The 22,554-nt window shown below is 37.8% G+C and carries 15 protein-coding genes and 1 tRNA gene; 8 read left to right on the top strand and 8 right to left on the bottom strand.

Annotation, left to right across the window (positions count from 1 at the left end; translation table 11 throughout):
* Positions 1-76: 76 nt before the first annotated feature.
* Both HX109_RS07320 and HX109_RS07325 read left to right on the top strand, forming a co-directional pair.
* Complete coding sequence (locus HX109_RS07320; protein ID WP_178950673.1) at positions 77-997, top strand: hypothetical protein; 921 nt, start codon at positions 77-79, stop codon at positions 995-997.
* A 35-nt stretch (positions 998-1,032) separates the two neighbouring features.
* Positions 1,033-2,577 (top strand): glycine--tRNA ligase, encoded by a 1,545-nt coding sequence (locus tag HX109_RS07325; RefSeq protein ID WP_178950674.1) that lies wholly within the window; start codon positions 1,033-1,035, stop codon positions 2,575-2,577.
* Between the two features lie 212 nt (positions 2,578-2,789).
* Here HX109_RS07325 and HX109_RS07330 read toward each other — a convergent pair whose 3' ends face one another.
* The gene (locus HX109_RS07330; RefSeq protein WP_178950676.1) at positions 2,790-5,171 is read right to left on the bottom strand and encodes a TonB-dependent receptor; all 2,382 of its coding nucleotides are present in this window, start codon (positions 5,169-5,171) and stop codon (positions 2,790-2,792) included.
* Between the two features lie 381 nt (positions 5,172-5,552).
* Here HX109_RS07330 and HX109_RS07335 point away from each other — a divergent pair, with 381 nt between their 5' ends.
* On the top strand, positions 5,553-8,015 hold the full coding sequence (locus HX109_RS07335; RefSeq protein ID WP_178950678.1) for a hybrid sensor histidine kinase/response regulator: 2,463 nt from the start codon (positions 5,553-5,555) through the stop codon (positions 8,013-8,015).
* A gap of 429 nt (positions 8,016-8,444) precedes the next feature.
* On the opposite strand, the gene HX109_RS07340 is transcribed toward HX109_RS07335, so the two are convergent.
* From HX109_RS07340 to HX109_RS07365, 6 genes are all read right to left on the bottom strand, one after another.
* On the bottom strand, positions 8,445-8,768 hold the full coding sequence (locus tag HX109_RS07340) for a type II toxin-antitoxin system PemK/MazF family toxin (RefSeq protein ID WP_178950679.1): 324 nt from the start codon (positions 8,766-8,768) through the stop codon (positions 8,445-8,447).
* Entirely contained in the window at positions 8,759-9,004 is a 246-nt protein-coding gene (locus HX109_RS07345; RefSeq protein WP_178950681.1) for an AbrB/MazE/SpoVT family DNA-binding domain-containing protein, read from the bottom strand. The genes HX109_RS07340 and HX109_RS07345 overlap by 10 nt, the downstream gene beginning before the upstream one ends.
* A 77-nt stretch (positions 9,005-9,081) precedes the next feature.
* Positions 9,082-10,449 carry a sigma-54-dependent transcriptional regulator gene (locus tag HX109_RS07350; RefSeq protein WP_178950683.1) on the bottom strand — a complete coding sequence of 456 codons (1,368 nt, stop codon included), beginning with the start codon at positions 10,447-10,449 and terminating at the stop codon, positions 9,082-9,084.
* Between the two features lie 155 nt (positions 10,450-10,604).
* Complete coding sequence (locus HX109_RS07355; protein WP_178950685.1) at positions 10,605-10,907, bottom strand: hypothetical protein; 303 nt, start codon at positions 10,905-10,907, stop codon at positions 10,605-10,607.
* 420 nt (positions 10,908-11,327) lie between these two features.
* The gene (locus HX109_RS07360) at positions 11,328-11,627 is read right to left on the bottom strand and encodes a hypothetical protein (protein WP_178950687.1); all 300 of its coding nucleotides are present in this window, start codon (positions 11,625-11,627) and stop codon (positions 11,328-11,330) included.
* A 334-nt stretch (positions 11,628-11,961) separates the two neighbouring features.
* Positions 11,962-15,348 (bottom strand): DUF2723 domain-containing protein, encoded by a 3,387-nt coding sequence (locus HX109_RS07365; RefSeq protein ID WP_178950689.1) that lies wholly within the window; start codon positions 15,346-15,348, stop codon positions 11,962-11,964.
* A gap of 189 nt (positions 15,349-15,537) precedes the next feature.
* Here HX109_RS07365 and HX109_RS07370 point away from each other — a divergent pair.
* From HX109_RS07370 to infB, 4 genes are all read left to right on the top strand, one after another.
* A tRNA-Gln gene (locus tag HX109_RS07370) sits at positions 15,538-15,609 on the top strand.
* A gap of 212 nt (positions 15,610-15,821) precedes the next feature.
* Positions 15,822-16,283 (top strand): ribosome assembly cofactor RimP, encoded by a 462-nt coding sequence (rimP, locus tag HX109_RS07375; RefSeq protein WP_178950691.1) that lies wholly within the window; start codon positions 15,822-15,824, stop codon positions 16,281-16,283.
* Positions 16,284-16,296: 13 nt separating this feature from the next.
* Positions 16,297-17,529, top strand: coding sequence for a transcription termination factor NusA (gene nusA / locus HX109_RS07380; protein WP_178950693.1), 1,233 nt, complete (start codon positions 16,297-16,299; stop codon positions 17,527-17,529).
* A gap of 147 nt (positions 17,530-17,676) precedes the next feature.
* Positions 17,677-20,547: a translation initiation factor IF-2 gene (gene infB, locus HX109_RS07385; protein ID WP_178950695.1), complete on the top strand. Its 2,871-nt coding sequence runs from the start codon at positions 17,677-17,679 to the stop codon at positions 20,545-20,547.
* Positions 20,548-20,618: 71 nt separating this feature from the next.
* On the opposite strand, the gene HX109_RS07390 is transcribed toward infB, so the two are convergent.
* Positions 20,619-21,023, bottom strand: coding sequence for an SPOR domain-containing protein (locus HX109_RS07390; protein ID WP_178950697.1), 405 nt, complete (start codon positions 21,021-21,023; stop codon positions 20,619-20,621).
* A 213-nt stretch (positions 21,024-21,236) separates the two neighbouring features.
* On the opposite strand from HX109_RS07390, the gene HX109_RS07395 reads away from it, so the two are divergent.
* Positions 21,237-22,529 (top strand): c-type cytochrome, encoded by a 1,293-nt coding sequence (locus tag HX109_RS07395; protein WP_178954108.1) that lies wholly within the window; start codon positions 21,237-21,239, stop codon positions 22,527-22,529.
* The last annotated feature ends 25 nt before the right edge of the window (positions 22,530-22,554 follow it).

Here is a 22,554-nt window from a genome sequence, read left to right on the forward strand (position 1 = left end):
TTCAAGATCATTTACTATCTTTACCCTTTTAATCAATTCTAGTAGTTGAAGTTATATTCGAATTTAACTAATTTAAATGAGTGCTCAAAAAAAGCAACTTGGTCAAAAAATAATATTAGGAGTTTTACTTTTATGTATCGCCGCCCTTACCGGATTCTCTTACTTTAATTATGTTGAAAGTGAAGAGAAAGTGTCGTTTTTAGAAAACGCAAAAGGGATGATTGTTGAAGACCTTGAAAGTATACAAAACGATTTGAATGATTTAGCCAAAGAGAATGAATCGCACATCAAGGAAATTGATTACAGCAGAAAGCGAATTGCCATGCTTATGGACTCTATAAAGCTACTGGAAGTAGATTACCAAATCTTGGGGCGTTACCGAAGGGAGTTGGCAGAAATACGAAAAGATAATAAAGAACTACACAAAATTACCGACTCCATAAAAAAGCAAAATTTCTTGCTTTCCAAGGAAATAGACAGTACAAAACTTAGATATATCGAGTTGGAACGGTATTCCAATGCTTTAAAAAGCGCCAATGAGAATCTAACACAGTTTACAGATTCTTTAATCAACGAGAATATTGCGCTGTCCAGACAAATAGATAAAAACCCCTCTTTGAAAGTTTCTAATTTGGCAGGCATTGCTTATAAGGTGAGAAATAACGGAAAGGTTATTGAGACCAACCGTGTCAATAAAGCCGAGCGACTGCGAGCATGTTTTAATATTGCACCCGGAACACTTTTAAAACCTGGGGAAAAAGAATTCTATATTCAGTTTATAGATCCAAATAATAATATTTTAGGCAGCCGAAGCGCTGTTACCTTCAATAACAAAAAGCTTATTTACAGCAAAAAAATCGTAATCGACTACGAGAATAAACCTATGGGTATTTGCGATTATATTATCGTTGGCGGACTCGAAAAGGAAGGCGATTATCGGGTAAATATTTTCTATCAAGAAAATTTGCTGGCATCTTCTGTTTTTAAGCTCAAATAAAATTCTAATTCTTCTAAAAAGTATATTTTTGCGACATGGCAAATCAAGATGATCAATTCAAGAAAGTAATTTCCCATGCCAAAGAGTATGGGTATATTTTTCCTTCAAGTGAAATTTACGACGGTTTAAGTGCTGTTTACGATTACGCTCAAAACGGAACTGAACTCAAAAAAAATATTCGTGAATATTGGTGGAAGGCAATGGTGCAAATGCACGATAATATTGTGGGAATAGATGCTTCTATTTTAATGCACCCTACCACTTGGAAAGCCTCTGGCCACGTAGATGCTTTTAACGATCCTTTAATCGATAACAAGGATTCCAAGAAGAGATACCGTGCCGATGTTTTGGTGGAAGATTATGTCGCCAAAATTGAAGCTAAAATAGAAAAAGAGGTGACCAAAGCTGAAAAAAGATTTGGCGATGCTTTCGATAAGGAGCAGTTTGTAGCTACCAACCCGCGTGTTGTAAAATATAACGAACAGGCACAGGCTATTTTAAAGCGATTGGGACAATCGTTGGAAAAAGAAGATTTAGCCGATGTGAAAGCGCTTATTGAAGAGCTGGAAATTGCCGATCCAGAAACGGGAAGCAAAAATTGGACGGAAGTAAAGCAGTTCAATTTAATGTTTGGCACCAAATTGGGTGCTTCTGCAGATTCTGCGATGGATTTATACCTGCGTCCAGAAACCGCTCAAGGTATTTTCGTGAACTTTTTAAATGTTCAGAAAACAGGGCGTATGAAAATTCCTTTCGGGATTGCCCAAACAGGAAAAGCCTTTAGGAATGAAATTGTAGCCAGACAGTTTATATTTCGTATGCGTGAGTTTGAACAAATGGAAATGCAATTCTTTATCAAGCCTGGAACCCAAAAAGAATGGTACGATTACTGGAAAGAAACCCGATTGAAATGGCATTTGTCATTAGGGATGGGAGCAGATAATTACCGTTTCCACGATCATGAGAAATTGGCTCATTACGCTGATGCCGCTTCGGATATTGAATTTAGATTCCCTTTCGGGTTCAAGGAATTGGAAGGAATTCATTCCAGAACCGATTTCGATTTGGCACAACATGAAAAATTCAGCAATAAAAAATTACAGTATTTCGATCCGGAAGAAAATAAGAGTTATGTTCCTTATGTATTAGAAACATCGATAGGTTTGGATAGAATGTTCTTAGCTGTATTTTCGAACGCCTTACAAGAAGAAGAATTGGAAAATGGTTCTACGAGAACGGTTTTAAAACTCCCTTCTGTATTGGCGCCAACTAAAGTAGCTATTCTGCCTTTGGTTAAAAAAGATGGATTGCCGGAAGTAGCCAGGGAGATTTTTGAAGAATTGAAATGGGATTTCAACGTAACTTACGATGAGAAAGATGCGGTAGGAAGAAGGTACCGACGCCAAGATGCGGCAGGAACACCTTTTTGTGTAACTGTAGACCACGATACTCTAGAAGATAAAACGGTTACCATAAGACACCGGGATACTATGGAACAAAAGCGAGTTAAGATTAGCGAGCTAAGAGATATTGTTTCGAAGGAAGTAGATATTAGAAATTGGTTGATGAAAACCAAATAATAAAACTGTTTTAAGCCATCATTGAAAGCTAAATCTGCCTGATCAATCTTCGGAAGATAAGCTTATCTCAAGGTAGCGGATTAAATATAGAGGTTGTTCAAAAAGTTATCTGGAGAACATTTCTGTCTAATTGAGCGTAGTCGAAATCATGAATTTCTCGGCTAAGCTCTAAAAGAAAGCTCAATTTACTTTTTGAACAACCTTTTTGTTTTTTAAAATGTTACCGTGGCTCCCACTAAAAAGTTAATCCCCGCCTGAGGATAATAACCAGTTCCGTTCAAAGTAGACACAGATCCATCGTTGTTGGAAACATCATAGGTATAATAGTATCCATTGGAGATGTATTCCACATCAAAAATGTTGTTGACCAAACCACTTAGTACAATCGACTTAAAGAAACTGTTGGTTTTTAAAGTGTATTGTAGATTTAAGTCGTTCACGAAATAAGCACTTAATTTAGAATTTTCGGCATCGGTATTTCCCAGATATTGTTCTGAGACATATTTTGATAGGAAAGAAAACTGTAGGCTTTTTGTTGGAGTGTAGGTAAAGTTGTTGCCCGCTATAAAATTAGGGGAGTAGGAAATGTTGGTGTTGCCCAGTTCTTGTAGCTCTCCGTCTATTTGTGTTACGAAATCTACGTTTTTGTTACTGCTCAAAGCAAAATTAGGCTGAAGAAAGAATTTCTCTGCAAAACGGAAGGTTGCATCCACTTCCAACCCTAAACGGTAGCTGTCTCCCACATTCTCACGTAGTGGCGCCCCTACATCGTTAAGCTCCCCAGTAAGCACCAATTGGTTTTTATAACGCATGTAATACGTATTGGCATTTATTTTAATGTTTGGTTTTGCGTAGCGCCAACCCAGCTCAAAATCGTTAAGGGTTTCCGGCTCTGGATCGCCACTTTCATAATCATTACGGTTGGGTTCTCTGTTGGCTCTGGCATAAGAGAAATAAAGACTGTTATCTTCATTTAGATGGTAAGTAAGTCCGGCTTTCGGATTAAAAAAGTTGAAGTCGTCGTCCACCAAACCAGTTTCGTTCCCATTAGCTTGGTAAGACACCCGGCGGTATTGCATGTCTCCATACAAACTCAGATTATCAGTAACCGAATAGATGAGTTTGGCGTAGCTATTAAAGTCGGTTTTAGTTGAGTTATCATCATAATACCGGTCTCTAATTTCACTATCGGTAGCATATCTTGCCCAAATAATCTCCCCAAAATGGTCGCCTTCATATTTGTTCAAGGCCCCACCGGCTATGAATTCAATTTTTTCGTTTTTGTATTCCGCAGAAAAAGTTGTTCCGTAGAAATCGTTATCCAACCATCTTCTTCTAATTAAATCGGTGGTGTTTATGGTGTCTCCATTGACGGTAATCGGGTCGAAACCATAGGTGGCAAAATCATCGTCTTGGCGATACTGCTCAAAGAAACCTCTTCCTTTGGTGTAATGGATAGCAAGATTGGTACTCCAGTTTTGGTTTAAGCGCTCGTTCCAATGCAGTTGAAAATGGTCTTGCTTGTAATCGTCCACCTCATTATCGTAATAGTCTACAATATTCCCTTCGGCGTCATAGATAGCACCCGCACTGTTAAAAGTTCTACCATAAGCATCTATTTGATACTGCTCTACACCGTTCCAAGATTGATAGGTTTTTTCTTGTCCTCCAAAAACCAGTGCTTTTATCAAGGTATTTTCATCTACATAAGCACCTTGTAAGAAATAAGACTCAAGATCTGATGAAGCCCTGTCGATATAACCGTCGGATTTTATTCGGGACAATCTTCCGGAAACCTCAATATGATCGTTTAATTTACCTGTACTGAATTTTATGTTGGCTCTGCGCGTATCGAAACTTCCGATCGAACCTGAAATTTCTGCATAGGGATCCTGGGAAATAGCATCGGTAAGCAAGTTTAAACTGGCACCAAAAGCCCCTGCTCCATTGGTAGAAGTTCCCACACCGCGCTGTAATTGTAAATTTTCTGTGGAAGAAGCGAAGTCAGGCATGTTCACCCAAAACGTCCCATGGGATTCCGAATCGTTGTAAGGGATCCCATTGATGGTAACATTAACACGTGTCGCGTCGCTACCTCGTACACGAATACCCGTATATCCAACGCCCGCTCCAGCATCAGACGTAGTAACCACCGAAGGCATATAGCTCATAAGCACAGGAATGTCCTGTCCTAAATTCCTTGGCGCCATTTCTTCCGCCGTTAGATTGGAATAGGTTACCGGCGCATCCCCGCTTACCCTTATGGCAGAAACCAACACTTCGTCCAGCATAACGTCTTTTTCAGAAATTTGGACATTCAATTCGGTGTCTTTGGAAACTTGAAGGGTTTTTATAATAGGTTTTTGCCCCGAAAAATTAAAGGTAATTGTTTGTTTTCCCTTGGGAACCGTTAACTCGTAATAACCATTTGCATCGGTTTGTGTACCCGCATCACTTTCTTTGTGCAAAACGGTAGCACCGGGAATGGGCACATTTTCTTGATCTGTAAAAACTCCGGAAACTTGAAATTCCTGAGCATTGGTTATGCCTGCAGAACACAGTAATAAACTAAAAAAGATGAATAAAAACTTCATTCGTAATTGTTTTACGAATAAAAGGGGTTGTTATTCTTGTTTGTTTGTTAAATTGATTGTTTGCCTTTGTAAATGCTTTGGTTGTAATCTATTTGTTGACCTAATGAAGTCTATTAAGATAACAACCAAACATTTTTTTGTTGTTCGGCCCTCCCTAAACAGCATTACCTGTTCTAGGTTCCATGGGTATAATCTCAGCCTGTTTTAATGATGATCTAATCATTAAAAAAAGCACCCCTTTTGAGATGCCGCAAAGCTACAAAACGCTTATTTAATCATGCAAATATTTTGATAAAAGTTTGATATGCTTTTCAATCACTTTATTTACCTTTAAAAATTGTTATATAACAGCCTTGACTTTTAAATAAACGATACAAATAAATGAAAGAATCCAAGAGTAGAATTCCTTTAAAAGTATTCCTTAGTTACTTGGCGCTGGTGTCGCTGGTAGTAGTAGTTGGATGGATGGTTTATAACGAGTTGAGCTCGTTTACCCAAGCACAACGGGACGAAACCATCGAGAAGGATAAAGTGTTACGCATAGGGAAGCTACTCACTTTAATGTACGAAAGCGAAAGTTTTGCCCGTTCTGCCGTACAATCCAACAACAGGGAGCCATACCTTCGGTTTATTAGGAAGAACGATTCCATATCGGCTCAAATAGATTCCTTAAAATTATTGATCAATGAGCCATACCAGTCTAAATTATTGGACAGTGTAAATTACTTGCTTCAGCAGAAAATAAAAAACATTAGTGAATTACGGGAGCTCCGTCTCAACGATACTTCAGAAAAAAATATTGAAACGGCTATTGAAAAGTTATCCAATATAGAGGATCAATTGGGGAGGCTTTCCCTTAAGGACTTTGTGGAAGATCCTGAAAACCTAGATGAAGATACCAAGAATTTGCTGCAACAGCGCATCGAGATTTATAACCGCTACATTCCACGTGATTCTACAAATTCGGTGGATCAAAAAACGTTGGATTCTATTGTAACGGCCTCTCGAGAAATGCTTCAAAATGTAAAAGAAGAGGCTTCATCCCAAAAATTGTATTACGCGTTTAAAGAAAGGCAGTTGTTAAAAAACGACCTTAATACCTCGCAACAGCTTCGGCAAATTTTAACGGCGTTTGAAGATGAGTTTATTTCAAATTCAAGACAGCTTAATGCAGAACGGGAAAAAGTGCTTCAAAGAAGTATTCGAGTAGTTTCCGTAGCTGCTATAATTGGAGGGATTTTAGTGGTGTTGTTTTCGTTAATAATTCTGCGTGACTCATGGAAAAGCCAACAATACAAAAAACAAATAGAAAGGTCCAACGAGCACAATAAGCTTTTATTAAAAAGCAGGGAGCAGCTTATATCCATGGTGAGTCACGATCTAAGAACACCTTTGAGCACCATTGTTGGCTATACCGAATTACTAAAGGAAGCCGATTTAAACGAAAAGGAATCACATTACACCGATAGTATAAAGAATGCCTCGAAATATGTAACCCAGCTTGTAGAAGACCTGCTTGACTTTAGTAAACTGGAGGCAGGGAAAATTAATATAGAACGTGTGTCTTTCGATCTTGCTAACCTTGTAAAAGAAACCGCCGAAAGCGTACAATCGATTTATGCTTCTAAAAATATCGAACTGGTTATAGATATTGATCCGGCAATAGATAAACTCCTTTTGGGAGACCCTTTTCGGGTAAAACAAATTTTATCCAACCTTGTAGGGAATGCTTTTAAATTTACAGAAGAAGGAAGTATAGCCATTAAAGCGCGTTTAAAGAGAACGAGCGATGGCAAACAGCTTGTTTCGCTAGCTGTAATAGATACGGGAATTGGCATTAAAAAGGAGAAACAAGATATCATTTTTGAAGAGTTTACTCAAGCCGAAGGCGGTGACACCGAAAAGAAATATGGCGGTAGCGGTTTAGGTCTTACCATTTCCAGAAAGCTGGCAAAATTACTCGGTGGAAATTTATACCTAGAAAGTAAGGAGGGGAAAGGGAGTACCTTTTCATTTGTTTTTCCTGCGGAATTTAGCAATCAGGAAATAGCGAAAAAACCAGAAACCAAAGAGGAGTTGCCAGTTTCCAACAAAAGATTCACGGCCATTGTAATAGATGATGACGAAACTTTATTGAGTTTGAACCGGGAAGTATTGGAAAATAATAATTTTGAAGTATTTACTTTTAATAGCGGAAAAAAGGCTTTGGAAGAAATAAGTAATATTGCGTACGATTTTATAATTACCGATATACAATTGCCGTCCTTCAACGGATTCTATTTTGCTGAAACACTGAGATCAGACGAGCAATACCGTTACAACAATCAACCTATAATTGCCGTTACGGGAAGAAAAGATTTAAATAAAAAAAGTTATATTGAAGCTGGTTTCGCAGAGTTTCTCTACAAACCATACGAACCTAAAATATTGCTGAATAAGATTGCCCAAGTTGTAAACCATGAAAACCAAACCCCGGAAATGGAAGAAGCCCCACCAGAAAAATCGGCCGCTGCCAACGAACTTTTTGACCTAACCTCTTTGAGTTCTTTTTTAAATGACAAAGAAGCTGTGCTAGAAATCATAGATGTTTTTAAAGAAACTACGGTTGAAGATCTAAAGGATCTAAAAATTATGATTAAAGAATCAGATTTGGAAGGTGTTCGGAAGATTGCCCACAAAATGCAAACTATGTTTAAGCAAATAAGTGCGCAAACAGTAATACCTATTCTTAACTTTTTGGAACATTTTAAAGATGAAGAGCAAAAGCAGTTACCTGAAAATTATAAGGCGCTAAAGAAAAATATAAAGCTCACGTTTAAAGCTGTGGATAAAAATTTAAAATAGCAATGACTGTGTTTAGCATAAAAGTTTATCTCTAAATATCCCGAGAGAGAATGAGCTTTAATTCGGTAAGTTCAAAGGTTTCCCGATGGATATATAAGCTTTCCCGCAAGCTTGGTAGGGTTTTATGTAACGGAGTAGCCTTTCCCGCAAACCTTATTGCCCCTCCCGAGAACCGTGAAGCGAGTTTTTATTTATAACAAGAGAGGTCGAGAATCCATATGAAAGGAGTTGTGAAAGAATTGTTACGTAGGTTGGCACGGGTCTTAACAAGCACAAAAATACTGAATGCCGACGCTTCAGTAACATTGACAATCCTCGTGATTTATCTGCCTACATTTCGTTCGGTTTTGTGAGATTTTTATTCGGGCTGATTTTAAGTTCTCTAAAGTAAATTAGGGCATATTTTCCTATATTGGCAATAGTATTTTTTTAGTCTACAAAGGTCTCTTTTATTACTTCTTTACATTTTTCAATTTCCGATTTTGTCAGACTTTCAAAAACTCGGATGATTCTTGTTTTATCTACGGTTCGAATTTGGTCGATTGCAATCATCCCCTTTTTTCCGTTGTGTTTTACAGAAACTCTAGTCGGGTATTTTTTTAGGGACGTCGTCATTGGCGCAAGTACGATTGTTTTTAAGAATTTATTCATTTCATTTGGTGAAACGATAACGCAAGGTCTTGTCTTTTTTATTTCACTACCAATTGTAGGGTCAAGATTTACAAGAACAATTGAGTATTGTTTTAAATCCATTCCTCGAGGTTTTCATCGTCGAAGACATCGTTCATAAGTAGCTTGTCATCTCCGATTTCGCTCATTTTCTTAAACTCCTTTTCCCAATTTTTTCTTGGTGAAGCGATTGGCTTAAGAACTATTTGTTCTTTTTCCAAGATGAGTTCAACCTTGTCTTTAATATTATATTTATCCAGAATGGTCTTGCTTAAACGAAGTCCTTTTGAATTTCCAATTTTAATTATTGATGTTTCCATAATTAATAAATGTTATTACAAAGTAAGTACATTTTGTTGGACTATCAAAATTTGTTTCGTATGAATACCAAATGGCTTTAAGCCTCGATCTCGTATTCTTTAATTTTATTGTAAAGTGTTTTTCGGGTAATATTTAGTAAACGCGCAGCTTTAGATTTGTTGTTGCCAACCTCATTTAATGCGTTTATTATAAGGTCGCGCTCATTGTCTTTAGTGGAGAACGACTTTACTTGATTGGCAGTTTCCTTCGGTGGACTGGTAATTTCCATGGGTAAGACGTTCTTTTCGATGAGCTCTCCTTGTGTAAGTAAAGCCGAACGTTTAATTACATTCGACATTTCACGTAAGTTACCGGGCCATTTATACTTTTGAAAAATTTTAATAACCTCGTCCGAAAATCCTAAAACATTTTTGTTGAGCTGTTCGTTAGCCATATTCAAAAAATGATCGGCAAAAAGCAAAAGGTCTTCCTGGCGTTCGTGTAAATTGGGCACTTTTATGGAAAACTCATTGAGTCTATGGTAAAGGTCTTCGCGAAACTGTCCTTTTTCCACGGCTTGGAGCAGATCTTCGTTGGTGGCGGTTATCAAACGGATGTCTACATCAATCTCTTGGTTGCTTCCTATAGGTTTTATTTTTCGTTCTTGTAGCGCCCGTAAAAGTTGAATCTGATTTTCATAGGACAAATTACCTACTTCATCTAAAAATATCGTTCCACCATTGGCAGCTTCAAAATGGCCAATTTTATTATTAACGGCTCCCGTGAAAGAACCTTTTACGTGTCCGAAAAATTCACTGGCCGCGATTTCTTTTGGGATGGCCCCACAATCAACGGCTATAAAACTAAAATTCTTTCTTCTACTATTATCGTGAATGCGTTTGGCTACCACTTCTTTTCCAGTACCGCTATCTCCCGTAATTAAAACCGACATGTCGGTGGGGGCAACCAATTTAATGTATTCATTTAATTTAATGGAAGCACTGCTAATTCCAGAAACCGGTTTTTTGGCAGACAAGGGTTTTGTCTTGGACGTTTTAGAAGGTGCTTTAGCAGTGGTCTCTTCCACTGGTGTGGAAGTCTTTTTTTCTCCTTTAAGCGCATTTTGTATCACGATAAGAACTTCATCTTGATTAAATGGCTTGGAAATATAGTCAAAAGCGCCCTTTTTCATCGCTTTTACAGCGGTGGAAACTTCAGCATAACCGGTCATTAAAATAACGGGTGTATCGGGATGCTTTTCTTTTACTTTGGTAAGTATGGTAATTCCATCATCGTCAGGAAGCCTGAGATCTGTAAAAACTAAATCATACGAAGTATTGGAGAGCTTTTTTTGAGCTTCTTCCGATGAATAACTGGTCTCTACCGTGAAATCATTTTTTTTTAAAAAACGTTCCAACATCGCCGAAAACGTAACATCATCTTCTATTAATAAGATCTTTGGCATTCTATAACTGACTTTCTACAAAAATAGAAAGTTATTAGAAGCTACCACCTAAAAAAATCATAAAAAAAGGGACGGCTTTCACCATCCCCAAACAAAATATGACTTTGTTTAAAACTTGAATTCTTTAAATTAACTTTTCATGAACTGAAACAAAATTATTTCTGAATCCATTCCCCATCTGCGGTGGCATATAGGTTGGATGTTTGTCCTCCAACTTCCACTTGGATTTTGTATTCGTCTGCGTCATTTTTAAACGCTTTTGAAACTTCAATTCCTGGGAAATCGGCTTCCAAGGCATCTGTTATGGCTGTTGGAAGTTCTGTGGCATCTATAGGTGTATACTCATCTTGGTCTGCGTAAATTTCTTCTGCAATTCCGTCGTGAAAAATTACTGGGGTTGTTGCAAAAGATGCAAAACTACCTAATGCCATTGCTGATGCTAATACTAACTTTCTCATATCTTTTTCTTTTTTTATGTTTTACTTAAACTTAAATCGTTTACAGTTTATAAAACCAATTTTATACCACATTTAGGGTGAATCACTTAATATTTTAATATTCAATTAGTTACAGTCAAATGCAGATTATTTTGACTAAGAGAAGCTGTTTAAAACTGTATAATTTGAATACAAAAGTGAGTAATTTGTGTACCGGGGTACACAGCTGTTATATAAGTAAAGGGCGTTTTTTCAGACTGATTTTAGTCATTTGGATCCGTTTTTACAGATAAAATTTTAATCTTACTGGAGAGTTATCGTTCAATTCTCGTCAGGTAGGGAATAGAATTTGGTGCCGCGTGGGAAAGCAAAAAAGACTTGCCAATAAATTGACAAGCCTTTTTCTCAAACGTAATTAAAATAAACGAAGCTTATTGCTTATTATTTCTGTATCCAATCTCCGTTCTCGTTGGCATATAAAGTAGTTGTTTCCTCTCCTACCATTACGTCCAACTTATATTCTGAAGCTTCATTTTTATATGCTTTAGAAATTTCGGCTCCTGGGAAATCTGCTGCTAGGGCATCAGTTACCGCTTGTGGAACCTCTGCTACATCAATTTCTTGATATTCTTCTTGAATGGTGTTAACAGTTTCATTGTTATTTTCTAAAACTACTGGGGTAGCTGCAAATGCTGTTAAACTACCTAATGCTAAAACGGATGCTAAAACTAACTTTTTCATGATATAAATGTTTTTATGATTATTATTAATTGTTTTCACTTATTAAATAGCCATTTCTATACCAAGGTCGTTAGCATAGTTCTGTTAAATACTAATTAACTGATAATCAGTATTTTAATTCGTTTCGAGAAAAAATAATTCCATATGGAAGTGAGTAAAACACTGTGAAAGCCGCAAAGAAAGTGTGTAATAACTACCCGATTTTATTCAGAAATAGTCAATGCCAAAAGTGTAAATTTAGAACCTTAATTATTCAAATTGAGTTAGTTGCATAAAAAATGGGCGTAATACAATTTTATTGTATTACGCCCAGTCTTTTTATTTCGATTCAGTTTTATTCTATAACAGTCCCATCCTCTAATGGATTAATAGGAGCTTCTCCATCGTTAATGGCAGAATCAATTTCTTCCATAGGCTTTACATTGTCGTCTATGGCAGGTTGTCCTTGAGGCACCTGATTTGGTTGCGCAGCACCCGGTCTTTGATAAAAATGACTGAAACGCTCCAGATAGTCGTTAAAAGTTTTTGTCTCCGGAAGTGCAAACTCTTTATTGTCATTACCAACAACAATATCAAGTAAACTTCGGTACCTCTCCACATCGCTTACGATGTCTGAAGCATAATTATATTGGGTATCGATATCTAGATTACTGTAATAGTTTAAGCTTTCTTGGTATTTCTTGGCAATGTTCTTATAAAGTTCCCTAGCTTTTTCAGTTTCCCCTACTTTATAATAACCTTCTACGTATGGTTCTAAGAAAACATAATAACCAAAGTAGCCAAATGGCATTTTCTCCATCGCTAAATCCAATACGTCTTTAGCTTTTTGGGTTTTATCGGTTCTAATTAACTTTTCAGTTAATCGCGCCAAATTCCCACGGTACGAGATACTGTTTTTGCGTGTTTCTGGATCGTGGTAAATATCAGGAGATTCGGAATTCCCCCAATCCCAGTCCATTACAATATTATACATAAGGTCTTCGTCAATGCGGCCCATTTCATACGGATTGTTTTTATCAATCGGGGTTTCAATAGGCACTAACTTATATACAAGACCGTCTAGTTGCAAGTAATCTTTCATCCAAAGATATTCCGCAGGATCGAAACTTCCTCCTGTAAAGTATATTGGACGCTCCCAATTATTGTTTGCCAAAATATCCAACATTAATATACGGTTCTTCGGCAAGGCACTTTTAGGAAGGTCAATGTCTATATAATCCACAATTTTAGCAGAGTCTTTTTCTTTTACCAATCCGTTTTTAAGAACAGTTCCTTTATTTACAGGTACACGGATTTTATTTGTGGGGTAGAAAGGCAAGTTTAGATAGCTTTCTGGATATTGAGAAATGTCCCCGCCCCGTTTTTTAATAAGGTTTCTTATCGTATTGTCATCGTTGCTTATCCAGTCCATGAATTTTTTAATGTCCCAACGTTCATCTGTTAATTGCTGGTAATACACAGCATCACGAACACCATAGGCATATTTATCGTGGGTAAGTTGAGACGGAATGGGTTTGCTCTGGTACGCAGTTCGCTTCATTTGGTCGATATACCAATCCGTAGCGAATAAACTAGTATTGATCGTTCGTACATCTGTGCGGTATCCTTCTATTTCCTGCGCATACCATAAAGAAAATGTATCGTTATCTCCAATAGTAAAGAGTATGGCGTCTTTATCTTCCTCTATGGAATCTAAATAGGATTTTGCCATGGATTGTGCCGTATACCTATCGGAACGATCATGGTCGTCCCAATTTTGGTACGCCATTACCGTGGGTACTGCTAAAAAACAAACCACGGTAATTAGTGGGGCCAATACTTTTGGCTGAAGGTATTTTTTAAACTCCTCAAAAAGTGCATACACTCCCATTCCAATCCACATAGAAAAAACGAAGAAAGAACCTACAAGCGCATAATCCCGTTCGCGGGGTTCAAAAGGACGTTCGTTCAAGTAAATTTTAAGGGCGAGCCCCATAAAGAGGAAAAGGGTAAAAAGCACCCAAAATTGTTGCTTGTTGGACTTCAGAATAAAAATAAATCCGATAAGCCCCAAAATTAAAGGCAAAAAGAAATAGGTGTTTCGGGCTTTGTTGTTCAATACATCCGATGGAAGGTTGTCTTGAGAGCCCAATCTCCATTCATCTATAAATTTTATACCGCTCAACCAGTTTCCGTGGTTATCCAGTTTTCCTTGAATATCGTCTTGGCGCCCAGTAAAATTCCACATGAAATAACGCCAGTACATGTACCCCATTTGAAATTCAAAAAGGTAATGCATATTTTGCCAGAAGGTCGGCTTTTCAATAATTAGAAACTCGTTGAATTGCTTTATAAAGTTTAAATATTCTTCTTCATCGATGGTGCCATTTTCTAGGTCCCTCTTAAATTTACTAATGGCTCCTTTAAGTTGTTTCTCGCTACTGTACTGTGGCTTTACCTTTATATTTACGGGGCCTGTAATCTTCATATAATTAGCGGCGTGCTCACTGCTCCACATTCTCGGTAAAAATCCTTCTTGCGAACTATTGGGAGCTACACGGGAGTTCTTAAAGTTGTTTACGATGACATATTTACCTGTTTTGTAATCTCTTTCATATTTCGGTTTGTCATCTTTATAAGGATTGTCTGGATCTTGTCCTGCAAATGCATCGGTATACATTGGACCATAGAAAAGATGGGTTTCTGGATATTGCTCTAAGTTGTAATAAGCTAGAAGCTGGCGTGCATCTGTGGGGCTGTTTTCGTTAATTACCGTTCCAGCATTGGCACGTATGGGAACCATCATCCAAGTGGAAAACCCGATAAGGATAAACATCACACTTAAAACAATGGTATTTAATAGGTTGTAATTTTTCTTGCGGGTATAACTCAATCCGAAGTAAAACAAAGCAATAATTAAGAGTCCCGCTATTATAGTTCCCGAGTTAAACGGTAAACCAATACTGTTCACGAAGAAAACCTCCAAATAAGCAAATAACTTCATTACATTAGGAAGCAGTAGTTTGAAAATAAACAGGAGTATGGCAATAGAGATTACATTGGCAAGGATAAACGATTTCGCATTGTAATCTTTATAATTTTTAAAATAGTAAATCATTCCCAAGGAAGGGATCGTTAGCAGAGCCATAAAATGAACCCCGAAAGAAAGTCCAACTACCAAAGAAATAAGCACCAGCCATCTATTTCCGCGAGGGGTATGCATTTCGTCTGCCCATTTTAATCCCAACCACACCATAAGGGAAGTAAGGAGCATGGCCATGGCATATACTTCGGCTTCTACAGCATTAAACCAAAAACTATCAGAAAATGTAAAGGCTAAAGCCCCCACAAATCCGCTTCCTAAAATGGCAATGTAATTACCAGTGGAGAGTTCGTTTACTGTAAGTTCTCCGTTTTTTAGGGCGAGTTTTCGTGTAATGTTGGTAATGGACCAAAACATAAATAATATGGTAAAGGCGCTAGAGAAAACCGACATGTGGTTTACGGTAACAGCGATAGCCTCAGCATCTGGGGCGAACATCGCAAAAAAAGCACCAATCATTTGGAAGAAGGGAGCCCCAGGAGGGTGCCCAACCTGTAATTTAGCAGAGGTGGCAATATACTCACCGGCATCCCAAAAGCTCGAAGTAGGTTCTACTGTTAGGTGATAGGTAATAAGTGCAATTAAAAAAACTACCCAACCTAGGATAGTATCCCATTTTTTAAATTGATTTGCAGACATGTAACTGTTTTTCGTATATAGCAGGCGAATTTAATAAATATTAAGGGAAAGTACCCCACTTTTCAAAAATGTTAACAGGGCGAATTTTGGGCAAAATAAAAAATTTCAAAAAAATGTTTGCGCATATCAAAGTTTGTTATAAATTTGCACCTGCTTTTACGGATGAGAGTCCAAACAAGCAAGGTTTAATGGCCTATGGTGTAATTGGCAACACAGCTGGTTTTGGTCCAGTCGTTCTAGGTTCGAGTCCTAGTAGGCCAACGGAAAACAAGGAAAACCCATACTTATTGTGTGGGTTTTTTGTTGCCAAAAAAATTTAATTTCACTGTTAAACTGGAGCGATGCATTCCTATAATAAATTACTTTATTAGAAGTGTTTATAGGTTTAAAAAAAATTGTATATTTGCACCGTTGAAAGTGAATAATCTATTTCAGAGGGGACAAAAAGTCCCCTCTTTTTATACAAATATTAGATGTTGAAGGAAAGAGTAACAGCACTTTTAAATGAAGTTTTTGACGAGAATAAGTCGCTTTTTTTGATTGATTTCTCGATAACTCCCGATAATAAAATCAAAGTAATTGTTGATGGCGATAAAGGAGTTTCTTTGAAAGATTGCATGGCAGTAAGCAGGCATGTAGAACACAACTTAGATAGGGAAGAGCAAGATTTTTCCCTAGAAGTTACTTCCCCGGGAGCTACGGAGCCTGTAGTTAACAACAGGCAGTACAAAAAAAGTATTGGTAGAAAATTTCAAGTAAAGACTGCTGAAGATAAATTTGAAGGAGAACTAACAGCGGTAACCGAAACTGGTATCCAATTAAAATGGAAAGCCAGGGAGCCCAAACCGGTAGGTAAAGGAAAGGTAACTGTAAAGTACGAAAAAGAAATCCCTTTTGCGGATATAGAGGAAGCTAAAGTGATGATAACATTTTAATTAAGAAATTGACATGGAGAATCTTGCATTGATCGAATCATTTTCTGAGTTTAAAGACGATAAACTCATAGATCGTGTAACGTTAATGGCCATTTTAGAAGATGTATTCAGAAATGCCCTTAAGAAAAAGTTTGGATCTGATGATAATTTTGATATCATTATAAACCCAGACAAAGGAGATTTAGAGATTTGGAGAAACCGAATTGTGGTTGCTGATGATGAAGTGGAGGATGATAACCAAGAAATTTCTTTAACAGAAGCTAGAAAAATCGAACCAGATTTTGAAGTTGGAGAGGATGTATCTGAAGAAGTAAAGCTAATCGATTTAGGTAGAAGGTCCATTTTGGCTTTAAGACAAAATCTAATATCTAAAATTCACGAGCACGATAACACCACTATCTATAAGCAGTTTAAAGATCTTATAGGGGAGATTTATACGGCAGAGGTGCATCATATTCGTCATAAAGCGGTTATTTTGCTAGATGATGAAGGGAATGAAATTATTCTTCCGAAGGATAAACAAATACCTTCAGATTTTTTCAGAAAAGGGGAAAATGTAAGAGGTATTATCGAAGGTGTAGAGTTGAAGGGTAACAAGCCCATGATTATAATGTCTAGAACTGCTCCTGAGTTCCTTGAAAAGTTATTTGAACAGGAAATCCCTGAGGTATTCGACGGACTTATTACCGTTAAAAAAGTAGTGAGGATCCCAGGTGAAAAGGCAAAAGTAGCGGTGGATTCTTACGATGATAGAATAGATCCTGTTGGAGCTTGTGTGGGGATGAAGGGTTCTAGGATTCATGGGATTGTGCGCGAATTAGGAAATGAAAACATAGATGTTATTAACTTTACAAACAATCCACAATTGTTTATTAGCCGTGCATTGAGTCCGGCTAGAGTAAGTTTAGTAACTTTGAACGATGAAACTAAACATGCCGAAGTGCTTTTAAAACCAGAAGAGGTTTCTAAGGCAATTGGTAAAGGAGGTTTTAACATACGTTTGGCCGGTCAATTAACCGGTTACGAAATAGACGTGCTTCGTGAAGGTGTTGAGGAAGATGTTGAGTTAACAGAATTCTCAGACGAAATTGAAGCGTGGATTATAGAAGAGTTTAGAAAAATAGGTTTGGATACTGCTAAAAGTGTCCTAGACCAAGAGGTGAGCGACTTAGTTAAGAGAACTGATCTTGAAGTGGAAACCATTGAAGAAGTGGTGAGAATTTTAAAAGAAGAATTCGAAGACTAACTTTATAGAAGGTTGCAACTTCTGGGCTTGCCTGCGAGGTATTTATAGGTTAATAATGTAGCGATTGCAATTTCCCAATAAAAAGGGATAAAGGCAAAAGCACAACTCACAGAGTGAGTAAATAAAATTTAGGATAACAAATATTGTATGGCTGAAAGCGCAAAATTGAGGCTAAATAAAGTTTTAAGAGAATTAAACATTTCGTTGGACCGAGCGGTAGAATATCTATCGTCTAAAGGTCATGAAGTGGAGGCACGCCCTACCGCAAAAATTACCAATGAGGTTTACAATGTGCTCTTAGACGAATTTCAAACCGATAGGAGTAAAAAAGTTGCTTCCAAAGAAGTTGGGGAAGAAAAGCGTAAAGAGAAAGAAGCTATTAGGCAGGAATTGGAGAAAGAAAATGAGCTAAAACGCCAAAAGCAAGAAGAGCAAGAAGTTGTGAAGGCAAAAGCGAATTTGGCGGGTCCAAAAACTGTTGGAAAGATAGACCTCGACGGGAAGAAAGAGGAGCAGGCTTCTTCTAAAAAGAAAGAAGAAAAGAAAGCCGACAATGCAGCTGAGCCTAAGCAAGAGCAGAAGCAAGAAACTCCAAAGGAATCACCAAAACCTGTAGAGAAGAAGGAAGAAGTTGCTAAAGCGGAAGATAAAAAGCCTGTAGAGGCTAAAGCAGAGACTAAGCAAGAGGCGCCTGCAAAACCTAAACAGGAAGCTCCTAAAGAACAGAAGCAAAAACCTAAAGAAGAAGTAAAGCCTACCGAGAAGAAAGAAACGGTTGCTCCGAATGAAACCAAGAAAGTGATCGTAGATGGGGAAGAGGTAGATTCTGAACAGGTAAAAACCAAATACACCAAACTTTCTGGTCCTAATTTTACAGGGGAGAAAATAGATCTTTCCCAGTTTAATAAGCCTAAGAAGAAGAAGGAAGACGCGAAAGCTGGAGATAAAAAAGGTGCCAAACCTGGAGACGATAAGAAAAAACGTCGTCGTAGAATAAGCAAAGACAATAACAAAGGGCCAAGACCAAATAATACTGGCGGCGGAAGATTTTCTAAAGACCGTAACCAAAGAGGTAAAGGTAGAAGAAATGCTCCAGTGGAAAAGGTAGAGCCAACAGAAGAAGAAGTACAAAAACAAGTACGGGAAACTCTTGAAAAACTTCAAGGAAAATCCAATAAATCCAAAGGGGCGAAGTACCGTCGTGAGAAAAGGGACTTCCATAGACAGAAATCTGAGAAAGAACTTGCGCAACAAGAGGCAGAAAGTAAAGTAATTAAGGTAACTGAATTTGTTACGGTTAGTGAGGTTGCTACACTTATGGATGTTTCTGTTACCCAAATTATTTCAGCGTGTATGTCTTTGGGTATGATGGTAACCATGAATCAGCGTTTAGATGCTGAAACCTTAACGATCATCGCTGATGAATTTGGATATGAAGTTGAGTTTATAACCACAGATATTGAAGAGGATGTAGAGGAAGTGGTAGACGATCCGAAAGATCTACAAGATCGTGCGCCTATTGTTACGGTAATGGGTCACGTAGATCATGGTAAAACTTCATTGCTGGATTATATTAGGGAAGAAAACGTAATTGCTGGTGAGAGTGGGGGAATTACCCAACATATCGGTGCTTACGGGGTGAGCTTAAAAAATGGCCAAAAAATTGCATTTTTAGATACTCCTGGTCACGAGGCCTTTACGGCAATGCGTGCACGTGGGGCGCAGGTAACCGACCTTGCAATTATTGTGGTAGCGGCAGACGACGATGTAATGCCTCAAACAAAGGAGGCTATCAGTCACGCACAAGCGGCTGGAGTTCCAATAGTTTTTGCTATCAATAAAGTGGATAAGCCAACTGCAAACCCAGATAAGATTAAAGAAAGCTTGGCACAAATGAATCTTTTGGTAGAAGATTGGGGAGGTAAAATTCAATCCCAGGATATTTCGGCTAAAACAGGACAAGGTGTTCAAGAATTGTTGGAGAAAGTATTGCTGGAGGCTGAAATTTTAGAGCTAAAAGCGAATCCGAATAAAATTGCCAACGGTACTGTTGTTGAGGCTTATTTAGATAAGGGTAGAGGATATGTTTCTACGGTGTTGGTGCAAGCTGGTACCTTAAAAATAGGAGACTACGTTCTTGCTGGGACTCATAGTGGTAAGGTAAAGGCAATGCAGGATGAACGTGGAAAGGACATAAAAGTAGCCGGACCTTCAACACCAATTTCAATTTTAGGATTGGATGGAGCGCCACAGGCAGGAGATAAGTTTAGCGTATACGAAGATGAGCGTGAAGCGAAGCAAATTGCTGCCAAACGTACACAATTGCAGCGTGAACAGTCAGTTAGAACGCAACGTCATATTACGTTGGATGAAATTGGAAGACGTATTGCACTTGGAGACTTTAAAGAACTTAACATTATCCTGAAAGGGGATGTTGATGGTTCTGTGGAAGCGTTGACGGATTCTTTCCAAAAACTATCTACGGAAGAAATACATATCAATATTATTCATAAAGCAGTAGGGCCAATTACAGAGTCTGATGTGCTATTGGCTTCGGCTTCCGATGCGATTATTATCGGATTTAACGTTAGGCCAATGGGTAATGCCAGATCGATTGCAGATAAAGAAGAAATCGATATCCGAACTTATTCTATCATCTACGATGCCATAAATGATCTTAAAGATGCAATGGAAGGAATGTTGTCTCCAGAGCTTAAAGAAGAGATTACAGGTACGGCAGAGATTCGTGAAACCTTCAAGATTTCCAAGATCGGAACGATTGCTGGTTGTATGGTAACCGATGGTAAGATTTACAGAAATTCTGGAGTTCGTTTAATCCGTGACGGTGTGGTAATATATACCGGGGAACTGGCTTCCTTAAAACGTTTCAAGGACGATGTGAAAGAAGTTTCTAAAGGATACGATTGCGGACTTCAAATTAAAAACTACAACGACATTCAAGAAGGCGATGTAGTAGAAAGCTTCCGTGAAGTAGAGGTTAAGAAAAAGTTGAAGTAAAGTTCAACATCATATAAATAAAAAAGCGACTCTTTATCGGAGTCGCTTTTTTTTATGCGTTTAATTCCTTTTTAAGGCTGTAGGAGAAATGCGCTGGGGTATTCTTCTTTCACTTCAATTAAATACCTGTCGGCTTCCAGTCTTGTTCTAAATTTACCAACACGGACTTTATAGTTGGGCGTTTCAAAAACAATTTCGCTCGTCAGATCCTTAAAATCTCCGTTAAAATCACGCTTTGCCTTCTCGGCACCTTCTAAAGTTCCGTTGTAAATTTGAATTCGATACCTCTTTTCAGTTTCAGTTTTATTCAGTTTGGTTTTGTACGCTACCAACTTTTCGATGCGGGCATCTTGTTCTATATTGATTTTTCCTTCTGGCTGTGAAGTTTTAACACTGCTTTGAGCGAAGCTAATTCCGCTAAAAACCAGGGCAAAAATGGATAGTGATATACTTTCTTTGTAACCTAATATTCTCATAATGAATGCTGTTTTATGCAAATGTACTTGTATTATTTTTTTAAAGTCTAATTTTTTTTATTTAGAATTGGTATAAATTATGTATTAACGCTTCTGTAACATTTCCCAAATCGAGTCTATGTCGTATTTTTGTGCTCGGATTAGAAAAACGGTTTATTACCATTTTAGTATAAAAACCGTGCCAATTTTATGATAGAAAATACATATTTCAATATGAAAAAGGTGATACGCCGTAATTCAATTTCACGAATTTTAGGTATCGGATTAGCGCTTCTGCTATCATTTACAACTTCTGTATATGCTCAAGATGAAGCATCGGGTGACCCAGCTGCTGGGAAATCTTTGTTTAATACTTATTGTGCTGCTTGTCATAATCTAGATAGAAACATGACGGGTCCTGCTTTGAGAGGAATTGGGGATAAGCATGAGAAAGAATGGTTGTATAAGTGGATAAAAAACAGTCAGGCGTTAATTAAGTCGGGTGATGAAGAAGCCGTAAAGCTTTGGGAAGAATATAAGCCTTCTGTGATGACGGCTTTTCCTCAGTTGAGCAATGAGGATATCGATAATATTATTGCATATACCATGCAGCCTAAAGAAGAGAAAAAAGCAGATGCTGCTACAGCGCAGGCTGGAGGCGAGCAAGCTGGCGGTTCTTCTGGGGGTGTAGGAAACGAAATAATCTTAGGGGCGCTTATTTTAGTATTTGGAGTTCTTGTCGTAATGTTGTTTTTAGTTAATAAAACATTGAGAAGGATTGCGGAAGCTAATGGTGTTGTTTTTCCAGAGCAGGAAAAAAGATTGCCTTTGTGGAAAGCGTTCGTTCAAAACCAATTTTTAGTATTGGTGTCTGTTGTTTTCTTGTTGTTGGCTTCTGCCTACTTTGCATACGGTTATTTTATGCAGATAGGGGTAGATCAGGGGTATCAACCAATTCAGCCGATACATTATTCGCACAGAATTCACGCTGGAGATAACGGTATCGATTGTAAGTATTGTCACTCTTCCGCAAGAACTTCTAAGCATTCTGGAATTCCTTCATTAAATATTTGTATGAACTGTCATAAAAATATTGCAGAAGTTTCAGAAGAAACTGCAACAGCAGAATATTCAAAAGAATTTTACGATGGTGAAATTGCCAAACTTTATAAGGCTGTTGGTTGGGATGTTGAAAAGCAGGCCTATACCGGAGAAACACAGCCTGTAGAATGGGTGCGTATTCATAACTTGCCAGATTTCGCATACTTCAACCACTCACAACACGTAACGGTGGGTAGGATTGCATGTCAAGAATGTCATGGTCCTGTGCAGGAAATGGAAGTTATGTATCAACATGCTCCATTAACCATGGGTTGGTGTATAGATTGTCACCGTAAGACGAATGTGAAGATGGAAGGGAATGAGTATTATAAGAAAATACACGAAGAACTTTCTAAGAAATATGGTGTAGAGGAAGTGACAGCTGCTCAAATGGGTGGTATCGAATGTGCTAAGTGTCACTATTAATAAAAATAATCTCGTTGAAGAGAGG

Source organism: Galbibacter sp. BG1, from assembly GCF_013391805.1.
Lineage (GTDB): Bacteria > Bacteroidota > Bacteroidia > Flavobacteriales > Flavobacteriaceae > Galbibacter.